Below are 1,895 nucleotides of genomic sequence, written 5' to 3'. Positions count from 1 at the left end.
CACCCACCTCACCACCCACCACCCCCACCCCACCCACACCGCCCACACCCTCACCACCCGCACCCACCACCCCCACCGAGCCGTCATCCTCACCAACCAACACCCGGAGACCCCCCTCACCCACCTCGCCACCCACACCCCCCACCCCCACCTCACCACCACCCCCGCGACCCCGCCCCGCAACGGCGCCAGACTGGCCGTCCTCTTCCCGGGCCAGGGGGCGCAACAGATCGGGGCAGGACGGGAGTTGTACGACTCCTACCCCGCCTTCGCCGCCGCGCTGGACGCCGTGTGCGAGGAGTTGGACCCGCTGTTGGACCGGCCGCTGCGCGCGGTGATGTGGGGCGCCGACCAGGATCTTCTGGACCGTACCGAGTATGCGCAGCCCGCGCTGTTCGCGCTGGAGGTGGCGCTGTTCCGGCTGGTGGAGTCCTGGGGTGTGCGTCCGGATGTGCTGCTGGGGCATTCGGTGGGTGAAGTCGCCATGGCGCAGGTCGCCGGGGTGCTCTCCCTCGCCGACGCCTGCACGCTGGTCGCCGCGCGCGGCCGGCTGATGGGTGCCCTGCCCGGGGGCGGGGCGATGATGGCGCTGGAGGCGTCCGAGGCGGAGGTCGTTCCGCTGCTCGGCGCCGAGGTGGGTATCGCGGCCGTCAACGGCCCGGTCTCCGTGGTGGTCTCGGGCACCGAGGCGGCGGTACGGGAACTCGGCGCGCACTGGGAGGCACGGGGGCGCCGGACCACGCGGCTGCGGGTGAGCCATGCCTTCCACTCCCCGCTGATGGAGCCCGCGCTCACCCGGTTCGCCGAGGTGGCGGAGGGTCTGACGTACGGTGCTCCGGCCATCGCCCTGGTCTCGACGCTGACCGGCGAGGCGGTCACGGACGGCCTGCTGTCCAGTGCCGCGTACTGGGTGCGGCACGCGCGGGAGAGCGTACGGTTCGCGGACGGGGTGCGGGCGGTGGAGCGGCGGGGCGTGGGGACGCTGCTGGAGCTGGGTCCCCGGGGGCCGCTGTCGGCGCTGGTGCGGGACTGCCTCGCCGACCCGGAGTCACTGGTCGCGGTACCGGCCCTCCAGGAGGACCGGCCCGAGGGCGCGGCGCTGCTGACGGCGGTGGCGCGGGCGTTCGTGCGGGGTGTCGAGGTCGACTGGGGCAGCCACTTCACCGATACCCACGCCCGGCACATCGACCTCCCCCACTACCCCTTCCAGCGCCAACGCCACTGGCTCACCGCGGACACCGGCCCCCGAGCGACCGGCCTCACCCCGACCGACCACCCCTTCCTCACCGCCACCACCACCCTCCCCGGCACCGAAGTCACCCTCTACACCGGCACCATCGACCCGGAACAACACCCCTGGCTCACCGACCACACCATCAACGGCACCCCCCTCCTCCCCGGCACCGCCCTCCTCGACCTCGCCCTCCACACCAGCGGCACCCCCCACATCGAAGAACTCACCCTCACCGCCCCCGTCCCCCTCACCACCCCCCTCGACCTCCAGGTCCAGGTCACCCCGTCGACCGTCACCATCCACACCCGCCCGGCGCACACCGACACCCCCTGGACCACCCACGCCACCGCCACCCTCACCCCCCACCCACCGACCACCCCCACCGTCCCCAGTCCCCACCCCGACACCGCCACCCCCCTCGACATCACCGACCTCTACGACCGCTGCGCGACCGCCGGTTACCAGTACGGCCCCGCCTTCCGCCGCCTGACCCACCTCACCCACCACCAGGGCACCTACCACGCCCACCTCACCCAACCCCCCACCACCCACGGCGGCCCCTTCCACCTCCACCCCGCCCTCCTCGACGCAGCCCTCCACCCCCTCCTCCACCCCACCCTCGACACCCCCACCCCCCACCTCCCCTTCACCTTCACCGGCA

1 protein-coding gene is annotated in these 1,895 nt (G+C 73.5%); it reads left to right on the top strand.

The window, feature by feature from the left end; genetic code table 11:
- On the top strand, nt 1–1,895 hold a 1,895-nt coding region (locus AB0O01_RS36450), incomplete at both ends, for an acyltransferase domain-containing protein (RefSeq protein WP_365320420.1).

This window comes from Streptomyces sp. NPDC093252, assembly GCF_040683675.1.
Lineage (GTDB): Bacteria > Actinomycetota > Actinomycetes > Streptomycetales > Streptomycetaceae > Streptomyces.
Note: the sequence above shows the minus strand (reverse complement) of the source record. Positions and strands in the feature narration are given on the sequence as shown.